Source organism: Leptolyngbya sp. DQ-M1, from assembly GCF_039962505.1.
Classification (GTDB): Bacteria; Cyanobacteriota; Cyanobacteriia; order Leptolyngbyales; family Leptolyngbyaceae; genus Leptolyngbya.
On sequence record NZ_JAMPLJ010000004.1, the window covers coordinates 1 to 19,400 of the forward strand.

The following is a 19,400-nucleotide window of genomic DNA, read 5'->3' on the forward strand; positions in this document are numbered from 1 at the left end:
TAAACTATTCTGTTGTATATCGGTTCAAGCACTGTGAAGTGCGTCGCTTTCGCTCGGCTTCCCTCACCGCTTAATCAATATAGCCGGAACAGAAGGAGGATGTCAAGCAGGTTGACCAAAAAAATTTCGGGTTTCGTTTTGAGGTCAGGCTGGATTCATATCTAGTCTTGCTACACAAGAGCTTCAAAAATTTTGGCAGGATTGGAAGATTCATTCAGGGGAACTATCTCCACTGTCACTGCAATCAGTCCAGCCTCTGCTGCTTTCTATTTGATTGCCACTGCCTACTTCTTGCATCCATAAATGCTTATAGTCCCACCAAGATGTTTTTTCACCTTGCGGGATAAACCATTTAGCAATGCTTATAAAAGCTTAAAGCAGTCCTAAAACTGACACGACCGCTACAGCAAGAGGCACAATCTGATGTCTCATACCCTTAATAAAATAAATATTCAGCACAGTATCTGTACTGATGATACAAACACTGCGCTGAACATTTCAGAATAAAGTTCAATTGCCTAAACTGCTGCGATCGCACTCCCTTCTTTCACAAACGTCTTCAGAATCCGATCCGCCATTTGTGGAGGAGTCAATCCTAATTCCGCTTTCGATTCATCAGGAGTTGCGTGATCGACCAGAATATCAGGAATACCGATGCGAGTGACTGGGACAACGACTTCGGCATCCATTAGGGATTCAATGATCGCGCTTCCAAATCCACCAGGTAGACAACCTTCTTCAAGTGTGACCAATCGACCGATTTTCTGGGCTAAGGGGAGAATTAGCTCTTCATCAAGCGGTTTTGCAAATCGTGCGTTGATTACGGTGGCTTCGATGCCATGTTCGCTGAGAATCTCAGCGGTCTGCATTGTAGGATAGACCATTGAGCCATAGCCAATCATTAATAGATCGTCGCCTTGACGGAGAATTTCGGCTTTACCGATCGGCAGTTCCTCCCAACCTTCTTCCATCAAGGGCACACCATAACCATTGCCACGAGGATACCGCATGGCGATCGGGCCTGAAGTGTGATTGATGCCAGTGACGAGCATTCGTTGTAGTTCGGCTTCGTCCTTGGGAGCCATTAGCACTATGTTGGGGATCGATCGTAAGTACGCGATGTCGTACATTCCCTGGTGAGTGGGCCCGTCTGAGCCGACGATGCCAGCGCGATCCATGCAGAAGAATACAGGGAGATTTTGAATACAGACATCGTGGACGATTTGATCGTAGGCGCGTTGGAGGAAGGTGGAGTAGATGGTTGCGACAGGACGCATTCCTTCGCAAGCTAATCCTGCTGCTAGGGTCACTGCGTGTTGTTCTGCAATGCCGACATCCATGTATTGTTGCGGAACTCGCTTCTGGAAAATATCAAGTCCGGTTCCCGTTGCCATTGCTGCGGTAATACCGATGATGCGCGGGTTATTCTCCGCCAATTTGCTCAGGGTTTCTCCAAATACTTTGGAGTAGCTTGGGGGCTTGGGCTTTGAGGAGGGGATAGCTTTTCCGGTGGCGAGGTTGAATGGAGTTTGGGCATGATAGCCGACTTGATCCTGTTCGGCGATCGCATAGCCTTTTCCTTTCACCGTTGCGACATGAACAAGGACTGGCCCAGGATGTTTATGCGCTTCTTTGAAAGTCGCAATCAACTCCTCAAGATTGTGTCCATCAACTGGACCGATGTAGGTAAAGCCCAATTCTTCAAAAACGGCTCCAACCTTTGGCACAGCAAGCCGCTTCATTCCTTCTTTGAGGCGGGACAGTTCTGGAGAGAACGGCATGTTTTTCATCTGTTCTTCCAGGTTGTCTGTGAGAAATTGAACGGGCGGACTCAGGCGCATCTTGTTCAGATAACGAGGAATCGCACCGACGTTGGGAGAAATTGACATCTCGTTGTCGTTGAGAACGACAAGAAGATTCGTTTTCGGTAGGTGTCCAGCATGGTTAATTGCTTCGAGTGCCATGCCGCCTGTGAGTGCGCCATCGCCAATAACAGCGGCAACTTTGAAGTTTTCGCCTTGAGCATCGCGTGCCAGTGCCATGCCAAGTGCGGCAGAGATGCTGGTTGAGGCGTGACCTGCACCGAAATGATCGAACTTGCTTTCGCAGCGTTTCAGGTAGCCCGCAACGCCGTCTTTCTGTCGAAGCGTGTGGAAATCAGCATAGCGCCCAGTGATTAGCTTGTGGGGGTATGCTTGGTGTCCAACATCCCAGATCACTTTGTCGCGATCGAGATCCAGGGTTTGATAGAGGGCGAGGGTTAATTCAACGACACCCAATCCAGGGCCGAGGTGTCCCCCAATCGCTGCCACAGTTTGCAGGTGCTTTTCGCGGATTTGACGCGCGATTTGCTGAAGCTGAAAAATCGATAATCCATGCAACTGGTTTGGGTGTGTTAATTCACTCAAATGCATACCGGGGTATCCTTCGGATGATGTGATGTGAGCAGTAGACGGATCTACTCTTATCACTCTAGTTCATCGGGGGTAACGATTCGGAGTATTCGTATGCAAATCGCAACTTTTCTTGTGATAAAAGTTTAGGCGCGATCGCGTTCATTAGAAACACTTTATGCTGTGGTGATGCGGGTTATGCGTCTTTAATCTTCGTGTCGGTTCTACGGAAGGATGTGCCACAATCTTTCTGAAGTTTGCACCCGTGGGGCGAGGATTTTATTGATGTTGATGCGGAATTTAATGCAATCAAGAGGAATGCGAAGTATAACTGCATCCATCGTGGGGATGAGTTTAATTGCATTGGCGATGCCTGCTAAAGCAGGGGTGCTAGATGATTTGCTGATTCGTCCGGGTGTGGATGAGGCAGATTACGATACTTGTGCGCGGGATTTGGTGCGAGGCAAGATTTCAGCAGCAACTGCGGCGGATGCTTGCGCGAAGGCACAGCGCCCCAGAGATTTGGGAATTTGTGTCGATCGCATTACCAGAAACAACATTGCTGGGGAGGATGCGCTTTCGGTGTGTCGGCAGGTGCGCCGTCCTGTGGAGGCTTCGACTTGTGTGGTGGATATCCGCCAGAGAGCGCCTCAAACTTCGCTAGTCAACGTTTTGAGCGGCTGTCGTCGGAGTTTGCTGCCGGAACGTTTTTCTAGATGCGTTGTAGACTTAAGCCGAGAGTTGAAGCTGGCAACGGATCAGTCGATCGCAACTTGTATCGATGCGACCGATCGATCTCGTGATGTGGTTCCAACGGTGCTGCCCGGTTCGACAACGACACCGCCTGTCACCACGCCGCCTTCAGGTTCCACTTCTCCGACCCCGCCTGTTTCTCCGGGTCAAACAACCCCAACACCCCCGACGACAACCCCAGGGTCATCTACGCCGGGAACTGTGACACCTCAACGATTCTAAGTTACACTCGGAACTCAGCAGAATTTTGGCGAACACTGAGTTCCGAATTTTTCCTCATGATCAACATTCCTCAACTTTTGGCGCAAGAGCTTTCATTACGATCGTCTCAGGTTGCAAATGCGCTGGAATTATTTGCAGAAGGAGCAACGGTTCCGTTTATTGCGCGGTATCGCAAAGAGCGAACAGGTGAGATGGATGAGGTGAAATTGCGGGATTTGCTCGATCGATTTACCTATCTCACGGAGTTGGAGGAGCGCAAGAAAAGCGTTTTGGAATCGATCGAGACTCAGGGCAAACTAACTGAGGAATTGAGAGGCAAAATTGAGGCTTGTTTGCAGAAAAATGAGCTAGAAGATTTGTATTTGCCGTATCGTCCGAAGCGCCGAACGAGGGCGACGATCGCTAAAGAAAAAGGTTTAGGCAAGTTAGCAGGATATATTGCTTCTCTGAATCAGCCGCATGCAGGAGTGGCTTCTTTAGAAGATGAAGCAAGGAAGTATTTATCTGAAGAGAAAAGCGTCAAAACGATTGAAGAGGCATTACAAGGAGCTTCGGATATTTTGGCGGAGGAAGTTTCAGAGAAGGCAGAATTACGATCGTATTTACGAGAGTTTTTATTCAATACAGGTGTGTTTGCATCACGCATTAAATCTGACTACGCCGAGGGTACTACTAAGTTTGAAATGTACCGAAGTTACGAGGCAAAAGTGAAAACGATCGCACCCCATAATCTTCTTGCTTTATATCGGGGGGAATCAGAAGGGATTTTAAGTTTTGAGCTTACGTTTGATGAAGACGCGGTACAGCAATATTTAGAAACGCAAGTTATTCGATCGAAAGTAAAAGCTGTACGAGAATTTTATCGATCAATGCTGAAAGATGCGTTTAATCGATTAATGCGAACGTCGATTATTTCAGAGGTACGATCGCAGAAAAAACAAGAAGCAGATATCGAATCAATCAAAACGTTTGAAACGAATTTGAGAGAATTATTGCTTTCGGCTCCCGCAGGAATGAAGCCGACACTAGCGATCGACCCAGGATTTCGCACAGGCTGTAAAGTTTCGGTGCTAGACCAAACTGGAAAATTTTTGAAGTATGAAGCAATTTTTCCACATACCGGAGCAGAAAAGCGCAAACAAGCTGGAGTTACACTGAAGCAGTTAATTGACAAATACAAAATCGAATTAATCGCGATCGGAAACGGAACGGCTAGCCGTGAAACTGATGAATTTGTTGGGGAAGTTCTAGCAGAGATCAATCATAAACCAATCAAGGTTATTGTGAACGAATCAGGGGCTTCAATCTATTCAGCAAGTCCGGTTGCGATCGCAGAATTTCCAGAACTAGATATTACGGTTCGAGGAGCAATCAGTATCGGACGACGCTTACAAGATCCACTTGCGGAGCTGGTGAAAATTGATCCAAAATCGATCGGGGTTGGGCAGTACCAGCACGATGTTGATCAGAAGCTTTTAAAGAAAAAGCTTGATGAAACTGTTGAAAGCTGTGTCAATTATGTCGGAGTTGACCTTAATACTGCGTCGAAAGAATTGCTGATGTCTGTATCGGGCGTAAGTGCAACTGTGGCGAATAATATTGTTGCCTATCGCAATGAAAACGGAGCGTTTCCTGATCGTAAATCTCTGCTTAAAGTGCCAAAACTAGGTGCAAAAACATTTGAGCAAGCAGCAGGTTTTCTAAGAATTCGGGGTGGGAAAAATCCGCTAGATAATACGGCAGTGCATCCAGAGCGTTATGGAATTTTGGAGGCGATCGCTAAAAACTCAAATATTTCACTCTCGGAAACTGCTCAAATTGCAGCGCAACTCAAAGCAAATCTGAAAAACTATGTGACAGAGACGATCGGAGAGCCAACGCTACGAGACATCATCAGTGAATTGGAGAAGCCAGGACGTGATCCACGCGCTGAATTTAAATATGCAACCTTCAGGGAGGGGATCAAAGAGATTTCTGATCTCAAAGTAGGAATGGAGCTTGAGGGAATTATTACAAACGTGGCAAATTTCGGTGCATTTGTGGATATTGGAGTGCATCAGGATGGATTGATTCATGTTTCGCAAATGAGCGATCGATTTGTCAGCGATCCAAATCAGATTGTAAAAGTGGGACAAGTTGTAAAAGTTCACGTCCTAGAAGTAAATGAAGCGCTCAAGCGAATTAGTCTTTCGATGAAGTCTGGAGAACGTAAGCCTGTTTTTACAAAGCATCAAGATGTAAAGAACCAAGAGACATCGAAGCGATCAGAGCAAAAGCAAACCTTTCAGAAACCAGCCTCGCTCAATGATTTGAAGTCAAAGTTCGGCAAAAAAGCTTAACTTGATCGTGAATGGCTTAATTTCCAACATTCCTGCGCGATCGCCCAATCTTCCTGCGTGTGAATAACCAAAATTCTCGCTTTTGACGATCGCGCACTAATATCCTGATCAATCGGTGAGGACTGATTTTTTTCTGAATCGATCTCGACCCCTAGCCAGCGAAATGCTTCACAGGTACGAGATCGAATTAATGCCGAATTTTCTCCGACTCCTGCGGTAAAAACGATTGCATCCAATCCACCTAAATTCGCCAGCATCGAACCAATTCCTGAGCGCAGTCTGTGAATATAAGTATCGATCGCTCTAGCCGATCTTTCTGTTTGTGAACTCACAACTTGACGCAAATCACTCGAAATTCCTGAAATACCGAGCAAGCCAGATTTCTTATTTAGAATTTGCTCAATTTCATTGATCGTGTAGTTTCCTTCCCGCATGAGATAAAGCACCACACCCGGATCAACTGACCCCGATCGGCTGCCCATCATTAAGCCTTCAAGCGGTGTGAATCCCATTGTTGTATCAATGCTCTGCCCATCTTGAACTGCCGCCAAGGAGCAACCATTGCCCAAATGACAAGTGACTAACTTTAAGTCAATTAGCTCACGTCCCAATAACTGAGCCGCACGATTTGCACAATATTGATGGCTGATACCGTGGAAACCATAGCGCTGTACGCCCTTTTCATACCACTCGTAAGGAATTGGGTAGATACTGGCAGCAGGGGGCAAAGTTGCGTGAAATGCAGTATCAAATACCGCAACTTGAGGAACACCTCCCAAGCTCTGCTCGATCGCTTCGATGCCTTGAAGATTTGCGGGATTGTGTAGCGGGGCAAATCGAGCCAGATCAGCGATCGTAGCTTTCACAGTCTGGTCAATCCGTACACTCTGACGGTAATGCTGCCCACCGTGAACAATGCGATGTCCGACAATATCAACATCGCCAGTTTGCTGAATCACTTTGGTTTTACCCTCAGAAAGCGTTTTCAGCATTTGTAGAGTGTCTGTAGCGCGATCGGTGGACTCAATTGTAGATTCCAGCCTTGTTCCATTGGCTTTAACTTTGAGGACTGCTTTTCCTGGTTGTACTGTCCAATCAATCTGAGCTTCCCAGACTGGATCGGGCGGGTCGATCGGCAAGGAGCCATTGAGATCGTAGAGACAACTTTTCTGACTGCTTGATCCAGCATTTAAAACAAGAACTTTCATAGGCAACTAAAGTCCTGAAATCCCTGAATTGACAGAACTCCATCATTCTAGTTGAATCCTGAATTGCAGCAAGAAAACGGAGCGATGCGATCAAGAACTGATATATAGCAGGGTTTCTGGAGACTGGTATATATCAGAGAAAATTCTTATGAAAGCTATCGAAATCCTACAAGAAAGCCAGAGAGAACTTTCTCTCTGGCTACACATCTTTGAGCAACAATCAGGACTCTAGGTCTATAAAACGCCCATATTTGATAAGCCGAGGATGACACCCGCACCCAAAATATGACCAAAGCAAGTGCTTCCAATTACCGCAGGCAACCCAAACCCGCCGAAAAAGTTTGAGGACGGCATCGCAGGCGGCGCACTTGGGTTTTTCATCGTAAATTTCGCAATCGCGATCGCCAAAATATTACAAACGATCATGACTGCCGCAACATTCGGAGTCCATTCCAACGTTCTTGGCACAACAGCCAGCAGTGTAGAAGTAAACAATTGAGCTTCTCCTTCGCTTTGCAACACAATATTTTGAATAGTGAATTTCTACCAGAAACGCGAATCCCCTAGATCAGATTGCAGTAATAGTTAATGTTTCTATGTAGTTTGATACAAAACTGCGCTCATACTGAGTAATTTTATATACAGATAGATGAGTAGAAATAATGGACGTTGAGCTGCTCTTATTAAGACTTCGTATTTAATTCATTTGACATGGAATACTGAGTCTCAAATAACACATGAATTCGATGCATGAATTTTGCAGTGCCCTCTATCTATTCGCTCATCAGCTCTATTTCAGTATGTTAAAAGCTTGAATTTTGTTTTATAATTATGCCTGGAAAACAAATACTTTGCTTAGCTCCCTCGATGTGGCTGTAACCCCTAATAACCTTTGGTGGTTTAAGCTTTTTTGAGTAAAACGAAAAACACGAATATTAGTATCTCAATTTACATTCAGTATGATTTGGTTCTGAATGTTACTTGCCATTTCGGAAAGTTACCAGTACCCTATTGGTGACTCGAAATACCTAGAATTTTAATTTGCAGTTCTAGAGATATTGCAAGTCACAGAACAAGCACCGCATGTGCTCACAGCACTAACAAATTAATTTGCTGTCGTAATCAGGAGGCTAATATTTTCTGAGGCTTTTGTTTAATCAAGTCAACAAGAATAGGATTGAACAGACTTCGCTCATTCTTGCCGAAGAAAGGGCTTGAAATTCATATCAGATTGCCGACTATCTCTGATAGATAGTTCGGGTTTTTGTGTTTAGAGACCAAATCTAAATATGAGGAAATTTCTGTTCTTTCATCAAGTTTCGGTTAAGATAGCACGACTATTCCTAGTACTGATAGTCCTAGTGCTGATAGGCTTTCTAATAAGCAAGATACTATCAGCTTTTCCGCTGATTACGAGATAAATCTGTCGATGAAAAATGCGTTGCTTTCGGCACAGCAAAGCTGTTCACAATTAGCTGTCCACAATTTATGTAGAAGCTTATGTAGAAGCGCACTTCATCTCTCGAAACCTTCGCCGAGTAATGATTAGTTATGGTGAGTCACAAACCGTTTCAACGCCTTCAGCCGCTGTCGTTGTTGGCACAATTAATCAGCCGTCGAGTCGATGGGTGCTTGCAAATCATGAGCGAATCAACCTCCTGGTTACTGTATCTCGATGAAGGCAGGCTTGCTTTTGCCACGAATTCAATCCAGCCCTTCGATCGCCTCGATCGCATCCTCGTTCAGATGAGCGATCGCACTCCCGCACTGAAGCGATTAGATCGGTCGCAATTACGACAGTTTGAGAGCGTCACCGGAAGCTACCCTGCAAATAGTGCTGATTATCAAGCGATTCAATGGCTGATTGATCAGCAGTTAATTGAGCGATCGCAAGTGCGCGAATTGGTTGAAACCCTCGCGATCGAGGTGCTGAAACCCTTTCTCACCGTCACAGAAGGGATCTATGAGGTGATTGCAAAAGCTAGCTTTTTAGACTATCCAAATCTTTGTCAACTGGACTTACGCTCGGTCGTAGAGCGCTGTCATTCTGAACTGCGGCAAGTTCCAACTTCTAGGGCAACAAGCGCTGATGTACAGACTCCAGCTCCGAGTGTCCCAACGACACCGCCGCGGCCCTTGAGCTTCACCTCTCCAACCGAGCCAGCTCCAACCAGAATTCCAGTGTCGCCGACCCCCATTACCGCCCACCAAACCGCCCGCTACACGATCGCTTGTATTGATGACAGTCCCACAGTGCTACAAGCGATTAGTACCTTTCTCAATGATTCTAGCGTCGTGGTGATTATGATCAACGATCCGGTCAAAGCGCTGATGCAGGTGGTTCGCAGCAAGCCGGACATGATTTTGCTGGATGTCGGAATGCCAAATCTAGATGGATACGAACTCTGTTCGCTGCTGCGTCGCCATCCGAGCTTTAAGCAAACCCCCATCATTATGGTGACGGGTCACACAGGTTTCATCGATCGGGCTAAAGCCAAAATCGTGGGTGCATCGGGCTATTTGACAAAACCGTTTACGCAATCGGAACTCGTCAAAATGGTGTTTCGATATCTCAATTAGCGCATTGTTTACCCTTTTTACCGCAATGAAACGTTATGAGCTTAACTTTAATGGGAACAGTTCTAGTCGTTGAAGATACACTCTCGGAAATGGAGCTACTCAGCCACTACCTCCGTGAAGGTGGATACAGCGTTGTTGGAGTTGTTTCTGCCAAGGATGCTTTGAACAAGGCGATCGAGATTAAGCCCGATGTGATTATTACCGATGTGGTCATGCCGGGAATGAGCGGCTTTGAACTGTGTCGCAGCCTGAAGAAAAACCCCGAAACTCAAAGCGTGCCGATTATTATCTGTACGTCTAAAGGGCAGGAAATCGATCGCCTCTGGGGAATGCGACAGGGCGCAGATGTCTATATCACCAAGCCTTTTACACGAGAGCAACTAATTCGTGCTGTGCGATCGGTCGGAGGATAACCCGTGGATAACTCAGTATTGACCTTAACAACAACTCGAAAGGGGGAAATTGCCCCTCCTAACCTCGGAGAAAGTTATCTCAAGTTTGAAGTCGGACAAGGCACGATCGTCGGACTGCCGATGAAGCAGGTTCAGGAAGTCGTGGTGCTACAGCCCCGCTACCTCACTCCGGTTCCCAATATGGAGCCGGAAATTTTAGGACTGATGCACCGTCGGAGCCGCGTCTTATGGGTTATTGATCTCGCGATGCTGTTGGAAGTGGGCAGGCTCGATTACAGTCCGCAGCAGTACGATATTGTGATTTTGCGAACGGGTTCGATTTCTGTTGCTGCGGCAATCAAACGAGTGGATGGGATTGCTTGGACGCTTCCAGAGGCTTTACAACCCGTTCCGAGTCATGTGAGCAAGGGACTCATTCCTTACTCTCGCGGCTGCCTTTTACAGTCTCAAGAAATAGTATTCATGCTGGACGGCGAAGCGATCTTGCAAGCGCCGCTGCTTCAGCATTCTTGATTTTTAAGGTTTGCTTTGTGTTCGATTTTGCGTTTGACTCATCAGGCGATTTGTGCATCTCATCTACTCTATTACCCGTTTGAGAACTCCTACCTATGGTTGATCAACTGAACGCAGCCCAACGGGATCAACCCGTCGATCGCGGATTTGATCCGAGTGTAATCGAGGTTTCCTCTAGGCCCGGTCTACCCTCAAGCTCTGTAACCTCCTCTAAACCGTCCAGCATCGCAGCCCTAAGACGATTAAGCCTGAAAACCAAAGCGACGACGATCGCCATCGCGATCGGTACCCTACCCGTCCTAGCGATTGGCGCGATCGCCTATTCGTTTGCCAATGCTTCGGTGACAAGGCAGGTGATCGCCACGGAAGAAACGCTGGCGACGACGCTCAGCCAGCGGGTGACAAGCTTTATGACAGAGCGAACCTCAGATCTACAAACGCTCTCCAGCTTGCCGTCTTTAACGGTGCCATCAGTACGAGATTTGGTGTCTCAAGACGACAAGCGGCTTGTGTTTGAACGCTTTGTTCAGGAGAAGGGCGTGTATGAAGGAGTGGCGCTGTTTGATTTGAACGGAAATGCAGTGCTGCAAAGCGATCGCGCCGCAATTCCCTGGCAGGGTGAGCAGGACTATTTCCGCGCCGCCCTACAGTCGAATCGCGTCTTGATTAGTCGTCCAGTGCGGGCAGACAAGACGGGTGCTTATTTCGTGTATGTGACTGCTCCGGTGCAGGAAAGCGGCACAGATAGGCGCACGGGAATTATTCGCGCCGTCCTGCCGATTAGAAACCTGGCATCGGAATTGCAAAACTATAGTCGAATCGGCACTAACTTTAGCTTGTTAGATGCCAGCAATCAAATCTTTCTGTCCTCGAAAGAAGCGCAAATCGGTCAAAATGCTGCTTCGGTTTATTCGCGGCTTTCACAAATGCAGTCGCGCCGATCGATTAATTCCGGCGAAATTAACGAAACGGTTGCCAATCAGACAAAGCCTGTTCTTGCTAGCTTTGTGCCTTGGACGGGGCGCGATCGCCTGCCCGATTTAGGCTGGGACGTGATTCTTTCTGTGCCAACCGAGGTTGCATACCAACCTCAGCGCCAGCTCTTTTGGACATTTTTGCTGGGAACTGGAGCAGCAGTTGTCGCGACGGGATTGCTGGCGAAATGGCTCGCCGATCGCGCAACTCGCCCAATTTTGGCGGCTACAAGTGCAGTTAAAGCGCTAGGGGACGGCAAGCTCGATACACGAGTCACGGTCAGCAGTGAAGATGAAGTCGGCGTGTTGCAGCGCAACATCAATCTGATGGCGGGACAACTGCAAGGCTTTGTCGATCAGCAAACCGAAAGCGCTGAACGGGCACGGTTGTTAAATCAGATTATTGTGCGAATTCGCCGATCGCTCTCGCCTGAAGATATTTTTGCTGCCAGCGTCGATGAAATTCGCGACTTTATGAAAGTCGATCGCGTGGTGATTTACCGCTTTGCACCGGATTATCTCAGCGGGACGATTACGGCTGAATCGGTTGCGCCGGGTTGGACGAAGGCGCTCGGAAAAATTGTCAACGACCCGATGGAAGCCTCGCTCGTCGATCGCTACCGGGGTGGGCGGGTGTGGTCGATGGAAAACCTGCGCCAAGCAAATCTCACCCAATGTCACTGTGAAATTCTGGAGCGGCTAGAAGTTCAGGCAAATATTGTTGCGCCAATTCTGCAAAACAAAGAATTAATCGGACTCATCTGTGCCCATCAGTGCGCCAATCCGCGTCAGTGGAAAGCGGAAGAGATTGATTTCTTTGGGCAGTTGGCAGCGCAAATCGGCTATGCCCTTGACCAAGCGTTCTTGCTGGAGCAAACTGAAGCCGCCAGAAAAGCCGCAGAGCAACTATCTGAAGAGCGCCAACAGCAGAAAGAAGAACTGCAAATGCAGCTGATCGATTTGCTGAGCGAAGTTGAAGGAGCCGTCGAGGGAGACTTAACCGTTCGAGCCGACGTGACTGCAGGTGAAATCGGCACCGTGGCAGATTTCTTTAACTCGATCGTCGAAAGTCTGCGCCAGATTGTGACACAAGTGAAATCGGCAGCCGTTCAAGTGAACGATGCCCTCAACGCTGATGAGCAAGCGGTACGGCAACTGTCCGCAGAAGCGGTGCAGCAAGCTGAGGAAACGAACCGAACGTTAGCTTCGGTGGAAAATATGGTGCGATCGATTCAAAAAGTGTCGCATAGCGCTCAGCAAGCGGCGAATGTGGCGCGGGAAGCCTCTTCGACCGCAGAAGCAGGCGGAATTGCGATGGAATTAACCGTGCAGAACATTCTGGGACTGCGCGACACGATCGGTGAAACCGCGAAGAAAGTGAAACGTCTGGGCGAATCGTCGCAGCAAATTTCTAAAGTGGTATCGCTGATTAATCAAATTGCCATGCAAACGAATTTGCTGGCGATTAACGCCGGAATCGAAGCGGCAAGAGCTGATGAAGGATCGCAAGGATTTGCGGTCGTGGCAGAAGAAGTCGGAGAATTAGCCGCACGATCGGCTGCGGCAACGCGAGAAATCGAGCAAATTGTCGCCACGATTCAGCGCGAAACTTCTGAAGTCGTCGAAGCAATGGAGCAGGGAACCTCACAGGTTGTGGAGGGAACGCGGCTCGTTGATAATGCTAAACAGAGCTTAGAAAAGATTCTCTCGGTGTCGCGGCGCATCGATGACTTGGTGCAAGCGATTTCAGAATCGACGGTGACACAGGTAGAAACCTCGGATGCGGTAACGCAACTGATGCAGGAAATCGTAGAAGTCGCGGGTCGTACTTCTTCGGCTTCACTGGAGGTTTCGCGATCGCTGCGGCAGACGGTTGGGGTAGCAAAAGAGCTACAGGAATCAGTGGGCGCGTTTAAGGTGAGCTAAACGATGAAGCAAGATAGAGAGCTTGAGATTCGCCGTCAGTTTCTCGATGAAGCGCAAGAGTATCTTGATACGCTTGATGCCACGATTTTGGGGTTAGCTAACCATCCGGTTGATGCGACCCAAGCGAATGCAGCGTTAAGAGCCGCGCACTCGATTAAAGGAGGCGCAGGAATGATGGGATTTCAGGTTCTGAGTGAACTTGCCCATCGGCTCGAAGACTCCTGGAAAGTGCTGAAGATTGATAAATCAATCTCCCTGACTCCCCGACTCGAAAATCTGCTGTTAGCGGCGGTAAGCTGTCTGCGACAGGTCGTGGAGTTCGATCGCGACTCGATGCAGCGCCATCAGGCTTCTTGTGTGGACGCAAACTGGCTAGCAGTTGAGGCGTATCCCGTGTTTGATGCGCTGCATTCGGAATTGGGCGATCCGCAGGAGGAAAACGCTGCCTCGGTGCTGTCGCCGGAAGACGGTCAAGACATTGTGCCGCTGTTGTTTGAAACGGAAGTGGAAGGCTGTTTGCAGCGATTAGAGTCGGTGCTAGCCGCACCGGATCAGCCTTGCTTGCGCGAGGAAGTTGCGATTCTAGCGCAAGAGTTGGGCGGACTCGGTGAGATGCTGCAACTGACGAATTTTATTCAGCTTTGCCAATCGGTGTTTCACCAGATTGAGCAAGGAGAGACCGTCGAAACCGCTCAATCTGCTTTAAAGGCTTGGCGAGTCGCGCAGACGTTTGCGATCGCCGGACAATACGACCAGATTCCCACCTCGATCTCGGGTGCGGAACGGGTTGATTTTGCCGCACCCGAGATCGAGGTCGTCGAGCCGAGCGATTGGTTTACCGAAGCGCTTGCCGCCGATAGCTTTGATGATGCGGCGTATCCCGACTTTCAACCGATTCCGGCTCCTGCACGATCGCGCAGCGCAGCGCAAGCAACGACTCCTGCCCAACCGCAAGTGACCGATTTCAAAGTGCTGGAAGCGGAACCCGAACCTGTAACGGTTGCTGAAGATCAAGACGCGACGGTGCGCGTTCCGGTGCGGCAACTAAATCAGCTCAACGATTTGTTTGGTGAATTAACCGTCGATCGCAACGGGTTAGATCTCTATCTAAAGCGATTACGATCGCTCGCCAGAACGCTGCACGAACGGGTGCAAACGCTCGATCAAGCGAATGCGAAATTGAGATTGGCTTACGATCGCGTGAGTTTAGCGGGAGTACGAACGCTGGGCGAAAATCGTCGCCCGGAATTTGATGCGCTAGAACTCGATCGCTATGGCGATCTGCACTTACTGTCGCAGCAGGTGATGGAAACGATCGTGCAGCTTCAGGAGGTCAGCGAAGATATTGATCTGAGCTTAGACGACACCGAACAGTCCTCGCGGAACCTGAATAAAACCGCGAAACAAATGCAAAGCGGACTGTCTCAGCTTAGAATGCGTCCGATCTCGGATATCTTGGATCGCTTTCCGAGAGCTTTACGCGAATGGTCATTGCAGTACGGCAAGCCCGTTCGATTTGACATGGCGGGTGGCAGTACGCTGATCGATCGCAACATTCTCGAAACGCTCAATGATCCATTAATGCACCTGTTACGCAATGCGTTTGATCATGGAATCGAAGCTCCCAGCGTTCGAGAATCGAAAAATAAATCGCCAGAAGGAGTGATCGAAATTCGGGCATTCAACGAAGGTAATCGCACGATTATCACGGTTCGGGATGACGGTGAAGGCATTCCCATTCACAAAATTCGCGATCGGGCGGAACAAATGGGACTCGATCCGGTGCTGCTTGATGCAGCGCGAGATGAGGAATTACTGTCGCTGATTTTCGAGCCGGGATTTAGTACAAGCAGCCAAGTCACTGCCCTTTCTGGTCGCGGGGTCGGAATGGATGTGGTTCGCAATAATCTTAAACAAATCCGGGGTGAAATCAGCGTCAATACCAAAGCGGGACTGGGGACAACGTTTACCTTGTCGGTTCCATTCACTCTGTCGACGGTTAAAGTGTTGCTGGTTGAGAGTGCGGGAATGCTACTTGCGTTTCCTACCGACGTGGTTTCAGAATTAGTGCTGCTGCAGCCGGATCAAATTATTCAAGCTCCGGGTAGCGAACTCCTAAACTGGCAAAATCGCATGGTACAACTGGTGCGCCTGCAAAAATGGATGCGCTTTAATTGTCCCAAAATTCCTCACGGCTTTGAGACTCCGCCCACGATCGCGACTCCCAGCGTGCTGATGCTCGACCAAAACCCGCAATGGTTTGGAGTCTATATCGATCGCTGCTGGGGTGAACAAGAAGCGACGATTCGTAAAGTCGAAGGCAATTTGCCGTTACCGAGTGGATTTAGCGGCTGTACGATTCTGGGGGATGGTCGCGTTGTGCCTTTGGTGAATGCGCCGGAACTGCTGCGCTGGATCACAAGCTGTGAGCGCTCCGAAACCGAACCAGAACTCGACCTCAATTTCCGCGCCCAACTCAAAGCCAGCCTATCTCAGCGCCCCGAACTTCCTGGAAGCTTGGTTCCAACCGTGCTAGTCGTCGATGATTCGATCAACGTGCGGCGATTTTTGGCGCTGACGCTAGAGCGATCGGGTTATCGCGTCGAGCAGGCAAAAGACGGACAGGACGCGATCGAGCGGCTTGAATCGGGTTTAGCTGTACAAGCTGTAATCTGTGATATCGAAATGCCAAGGCTAGATGGATACGGATTTTTGGCAAAGATGAGATCGGATACGCAATTTGCTCAGTTGCCTGTGATGATGTTGACTTCCCGGAGTGGCGAAAAACATCGTAAGCTGGCTGAAAACTTAGGCGCATCCGCTTATTTCTCAAAACCTTATAACGAGCAGGTTCTACTCAAAACGCTCGAAAAAATGGTGAACTCGATCGCCGTCGTTTAATTAATGTATGTTCGATATCAGTGTTGGAGGGTTGAATCCAGCTTGAAGTCTTCTATCACGGGGAGACGAGAGGCAACAATCCAACCTGAGCATCAACCTAATCCCTAAATTCTCGCAATATTTCTTTCGCTCAAAGCAGCGATGTTTATTTTTGTGTAGCCCTTATGTTAGACCGTTCTTCTCGCCCCACTCGTCCGTTTTGGTCAAATTGGTTTCGTCATTTACCGATCGAGCGAAAACAACTGCTTGCGCTACTGGTGTGTGAACTGATTCCGATCGTCGGATTAGGCATTGGTTTCTCGATCGTGCTTGCAAATAGTTTACGCACCCAACTGCTTGCCCAAGCAAAATCCGAAGTTGCGGTGACGGAGACGAACTACAACATCAAAATCAATCAGATGGGATTCGGATCGCGGGGACAATCGGATAATCCTGCGATCATTACCGCGACAAAAAATCATCAGCGCAACGAAAATCTCTCAACCGATCTGCAAAATCAACTCCAGCAGATTTTGCAAAACGAAGTGAAAGCACGCCGCATAGAATATGCAACCCTCATCGGCAAAGATTTACGCATCATTGCGAATGCAAATAACAAACGAGCCAAAGAAACGGTGACAACGCCTGAATTGGTGCCGCTGATTCAGCAAGCTCTCCGAGATGGGCAACAAATCAAAGCGAGTAGCACCGTTAGCTGGGACGAACTCCGCAAAGAAGCACCGCCGCTACCCGATCGCTTCACTAACCAAGATGCTCTCATTCGCTACGTCGTTACCCCCATTCGTGACCCCGAAAACCCAAACAATATCATCGGCGCTCTCGTTTTTGGCGATATCGTCAACCACAAACTCCCGATCGTCGAAAATACCCTAAAAGCCTTTGGTAGTGGCTATAGTGCCGTTTATTTTCGACGCGAGAATGGTGAATTTGGCTTAGCCACTGGGCTGAACCAAGACAGCGACTCGAATCAACCTCAAATTGATGCGGCTTTGTCTGACCTAGCAATTCTCAAATCGGCGATCGCTGCCAAAGGTGAGACTGCCACTCAGCGAATTCCTGTCAACGGTCAGACTTACACCGTTGCTGCTAAAGCACTCCCGAATCGCATTGTCGAAACACCAGATGGAGCCGTTGCAGAAATGGGAGACGCTCCCAGTGCCATCCTGGTGCGCGGCACCCCTGAAACTGCCCTGAATCAATTGCTGCTAATGAGTGTGCAGCAAGAGGTGATCGTGTTGGCGCTAGCAATCGGAGCGATCGTCGTCTGGACAATTATTTTTCGTCGCATCGTTCTCAAACCGATTCAGGAGTTGCAGCAGACGACCGAAGCATTTGCCAATGGCGATCGATCTGTCCGGGCTGAAGTGTTTGCTAAAGATGAAGTGGGACAATTGGCGATCGCGTTTAATCACATGGCAGATAGCATCAACGCTTCTGAAGTTTCTTTGGCAAATGAAGTGTCGCGCCAAGAACAGCAAATGCAAGAAGCGCGGGTGCTGAGCGAAATTACGGTACGAATGCGTCGATCGCTTGATCCGAGCCAAATCCTTCAAACCGCGATCGACGAAGCCCGATCGTTTCTCAACCTCGATCGCATCCTGGTTTATGAATTAGAATCCTGCGTAGTTAATGGAACGGTGATTGCAGAATCAATCAAAGCTGAGAATCTTAGCTTGATTCATAAAACGATCGCATCTCCATTAGGTTTAGATCGGTTTGAGCAATACAGCGCCCAGTCGGTTTGGGTCGTCAAAAACGCAGCGAAAGAGATGGACGATCGCTATCGTCAACAGCTTGCCCAACTAACCATCAAAGCTGAAATTGCGGTTCCGCTCAAACAAGAAAATCAAATTATTGGACTCGTCTGTGCTCAAAGTTGTCAACAGGAGCGCGATTGGCAAGTCTCCGAAATCAATTTCTTCGTGCAGCTTGCGACTCAGATTGGCTTTGCCCTAGACCAAGTGAAACTGTTACAGGAACACCAATCCGCTGTGCAAACCGCCGAAGATCGTAAGACTTCGCTTCAGCAGCAAATCATTCAACTTTTGGGCGAAATTCAAACGGTGTCTGCCGGAGATCTCACCGTTCGCGCTAATGTCACCGCGAATGATCTCGGAACCGTTGCTGATTTCTTCAACGCCGTGGTTGAAAATCTGCGCGATCTGGTTCTGAAAGTGAAACAGACTTCTGCTCAAGTCAACGATTTGCTCAACCAAAACGAGGAGGAAGTCCAGCACTTAGCCACTCAGGCGCGTCAACAAGCCCAGGAGACGACCCGCACCCTTAATTCAGTAGAGCAGATGACGTTAGCGCTGCAAGCTGTTGCCGATCGCGCACAACAAGCGGCGATCGTCGCTCAGAATGCTGCGAATGCCGCAAAATCTGGAGAAACCGTGATGGATTCGACCGTGACCAGTATTTACAATCTCAGAGCCACGGTCGAAGACGCAACCCGCAAAGTTAAGCTCTTAGGAGATGCTTCTCAGCAAATCGGGCGGGTGGTTTCGCTGATCAGCGATCTTGCAACGCAAACCGATCTGCTCGCCATTAACGCCAGTATTGAAGCTACCCGAGCTGGAGAGCACGGACGTGGCTTTGGCATTGTCGCGACTGAGATCGGGGAGCTTGCATCTCGATCGACCACGGCAACCCGCGAAATTGCCGCGCTGATCCAAACGATTCAGGAACAAGTCACCGAGGTTGTTGAAGCGATGAATCGGGGCGCGACCCAAGTGGTCGAAAGTGCCCACTCAGCCCGCAACGCCAAGCAAAGTCTGATTCATGTCGTGCAGGTTTCTGAGCAGATGGATGGCTTAATGAACTCGATCGCGCAAGCAACGGTTTCTCAAACTCGATCGTTTCAGTCTTTGACCGATTTGATCAAAGACGTGGCGGAAGTCTCGACGCAAACTTCTGATTCGTCGGTGCGAGTGTCGAAAGCGTTACGGCAAACTGTGGATGTGGCAGAGCAGCTACAGGCTTCGGTGGGAATGTTCAAGGTGCAAGGGGGCGATCGGGAAATATAGCGATCCGGTTTGAGTTGTGAATGCTAAAAGGACGTGAGTTCGATACAAGTCTTGGCTATTTGGGAATCGCTATTCTCTAAGTCCCCCAGAATGGGGGATTTAGGGAGCAGCTCGGCTCAAATCGAAGCGAAAAAACTCATCGAACTGACGTT

The 19,400-nt window shown here is 48.7% G+C and carries 11 protein-coding genes; 8 read left to right on the plus strand and 3 right to left on the minus strand.

Annotated elements, in window-relative coordinates; all coding sequences use genetic code 11:
* Window positions 1-518 precede the first annotated feature (518 nt).
* The gene (gene dxs / locus NC981_RS13335) at window positions 519-2,414 is read right to left on the minus strand and encodes a 1-deoxy-D-xylulose-5-phosphate synthase (protein ID WP_348243259.1); all 1,896 of its coding nucleotides are present in this window, start codon (window positions 2,412-2,414) and stop codon (window positions 519-521) included.
* 327 nt (window positions 2,415-2,741) lie between these two features.
* Between dxs and NC981_RS13340 the strand changes: the two genes are divergently transcribed.
* Window positions 2,742-3,368, plus strand: a complete 627-nt coding sequence (locus NC981_RS13340; protein WP_206753822.1) for a hypothetical protein — start codon at window positions 2,742-2,744, stop codon at window positions 3,366-3,368.
* 56 nt (window positions 3,369-3,424) lie between these two features.
* The gene (locus NC981_RS13345) at window positions 3,425-5,707 is read left to right on the plus strand and encodes a Tex family protein (RefSeq protein ID WP_348243261.1); all 2,283 of its coding nucleotides are present in this window, start codon (window positions 3,425-3,427) and stop codon (window positions 5,705-5,707) included.
* Here NC981_RS13345 and NC981_RS13350 read toward each other — a convergent pair.
* Together NC981_RS13350 and psaK are read right to left on the minus strand one after the other, a co-directional pair.
* Window positions 5,704-6,915 (minus strand): acetate kinase, encoded by a 1,212-nt coding sequence (locus NC981_RS13350; RefSeq protein WP_348243263.1) that lies wholly within the window; start codon window positions 6,913-6,915, stop codon window positions 5,704-5,706. The genes NC981_RS13345 and NC981_RS13350 overlap by 4 nt on opposite strands.
* Before the next feature lie 234 nt (window positions 6,916-7,149).
* Entirely contained in the window at window positions 7,150-7,410 is a 261-nt protein-coding gene (gene psaK / locus NC981_RS13355; protein ID WP_190376771.1) for a photosystem I reaction center subunit PsaK, read from the minus strand.
* A gap of 1,056 nt (window positions 7,411-8,466) precedes the next feature.
* On the opposite strand from psaK, the gene NC981_RS13360 reads away from it, so the two are divergent.
* The 6 genes from NC981_RS13360 (at window position 8,467) to NC981_RS13385 (ending at window position 19,248) form a co-directional block, all read left to right on the plus strand.
* Window positions 8,467-9,495, plus strand: a complete 1,029-nt coding sequence (locus NC981_RS13360; RefSeq protein ID WP_348243265.1) for a response regulator — start codon at window positions 8,467-8,469, stop codon at window positions 9,493-9,495.
* 35 nt (window positions 9,496-9,530) lie between these two features.
* A complete protein-coding gene (locus tag NC981_RS13365; protein ID WP_190376773.1) occupies window positions 9,531-9,908 on the plus strand; it encodes a response regulator in 378 nt (125 codons plus the stop codon).
* 3 nt (window positions 9,909-9,911) lie between these two features.
* Window positions 9,912-10,421 (plus strand): chemotaxis protein CheW, encoded by a 510-nt coding sequence (locus NC981_RS13370; protein WP_348243267.1) that lies wholly within the window; start codon window positions 9,912-9,914, stop codon window positions 10,419-10,421.
* 95 nt (window positions 10,422-10,516) lie between these two features.
* Window positions 10,517-13,321, plus strand: a complete 2,805-nt coding sequence (locus NC981_RS13375) for a methyl-accepting chemotaxis protein (protein WP_348243269.1) — start codon at window positions 10,517-10,519, stop codon at window positions 13,319-13,321.
* Window positions 13,322-13,324: 3 nt separating this feature from the next.
* Complete coding sequence (locus tag NC981_RS13380; RefSeq protein WP_348243271.1) at window positions 13,325-16,222, plus strand: response regulator; 2,898 nt, start codon at window positions 13,325-13,327, stop codon at window positions 16,220-16,222.
* A 164-nt stretch (window positions 16,223-16,386) separates the two neighbouring features.
* On the plus strand, window positions 16,387-19,248 hold the full coding sequence (locus NC981_RS13385; protein WP_348243273.1) for a methyl-accepting chemotaxis protein: 2,862 nt from the start codon (window positions 16,387-16,389) through the stop codon (window positions 19,246-19,248).
* The last annotated feature ends 152 nt before the right edge of the window (window positions 19,249-19,400 follow it).